1 protein-coding gene is annotated in these 1,280 nt (G+C 63.4%); it reads left to right on the top strand.

Annotated elements, in window-relative coordinates; genetic code table 11:
* The first annotated feature begins 76 nt into the window (after window positions 1–76).
* Window positions 77–1,242, top strand: a protein-coding gene (locus AXK60_RS25240; protein WP_244881180.1) for an IS3 family transposase whose coding sequence is annotated in 2 segments (ribosomal slippage) — window positions 77–361 and window positions 364–1,242 — 1,164 coding nt in all. Because the reading frame shifts where the segments join, the coding sequence is not laid out codon by codon here.
* Window positions 1,243–1,280: the final 38 nt, after the last annotated feature.

Raw genomic sequence — 1,280 nt, 5'->3', positions numbered from 1 at the left:
TGGTTGGGACTGCCGCACTGATAGGTGACATCTGATCTGGCTTGCCCGGGAGGGTGGGCCTGGAAGGATGGCCATCGTGCCTAAGCCGTATCCGCAGGAGTTCCGTGACGACGTGGTCCGGGTTGCCCGTGACCGTGAACCGGGGGTGACGCTCGCGCAGGTCGCGAAGGACTTCGGGATCCACGAGATGACGCTGACGAAGTGGCTGCGCCGCGCCAACATCGACGACGGCAGCAAGCCCGGCATGACGAGTGGGCAGTCCGCGGAGTTGCGGGAGGCCAACAAGCGAATCCGGTTGTTGGAGCAGGAGAATGAAGTCCTGCGGCGGGCTGCTGCGTATTTGTCGCAGGCGAATTTGCCGGGAAAAGGTTCTACCCGCTCGTGAAGGAGCTTGCCGCGGACGGGATCCCCGTCACGGTGACGTGTCGGGTACTCAAGCTCGCCCGTCAGCCGTACTACCGGTGGCTCAAGGACGCGGTCACCGATGCGGATCGGGTCGCGGCGGAGCGCGCGAACGCCCTGTTCGATGCGCACCGTGATGATCCGGAGTTCGGCTACCGTTTCCTTGTCGACGAGGCCGAAGCTGCAGGTCAGCCCATGAGTGCACGCACGGCGTGGCGGATCTGCTGCGCCAACGGCTGGTGGTCGAGCTTCGGGAAGAAACGCGGTCGGAATGGGAAGAAGCCTGGCCCGCCGGTGCACGATGATCTGGTCGAACGCGACTTCACCGCTGAGTCCCCGAACGAGTTGTGGTTGACGGATATCACTGAGCACTGGACCGATGAGGGCAAGCTCTACCTCTGCGCGATCAAGGACGTGTGCTCGGGGCGGATCGTCGGCTACAGCATCGACTCCAGGATGAAGTCCCGTCTCGCCGTGAATGCGCTCAACAGTGCGGTCGCCCGCCGAGAAGGCGATGTTACGGGTTGTATTGTTCACTCGGACAGGGGCTCTCAATTTCGGTCACGGAAGTTCGTGTCCACGCTCAACCGGCACGATCTGGTCGGGTCCATGGGGCGAGTCGGCGCAGCCGGCGACAACGCAGCGATGGAATCATTCTTCGCGCTACTGCAGCGCAACGTCCTCGACCGGCAACGATGGGCCACCCGCGAGCAACTGCGGATCGCGATCGTCACCTGGATCGAACGGACCTACCACCGCCGACGCCGGCAAGCCCGCCTCGGCCGGTTGACCCCGATCGAATACGAGACGATCATCAACACAGCCGCATTTGCGGCATGACACCGAAACTGTCACCTATCGGTGCAGCAGTCCCGWWS

The sequence above is a fragment of the Tsukamurella pseudospumae genome (assembly GCF_001575195.1).
GTDB classification, from domain to species: Bacteria; Actinomycetota; Actinomycetes; order Mycobacteriales; family Mycobacteriaceae; genus Tsukamurella; species Tsukamurella pseudospumae.
The sequence above is the reverse complement of the archived record's forward strand: the minus strand, read 5'-3'. Positions and strand labels throughout refer to the sequence as shown.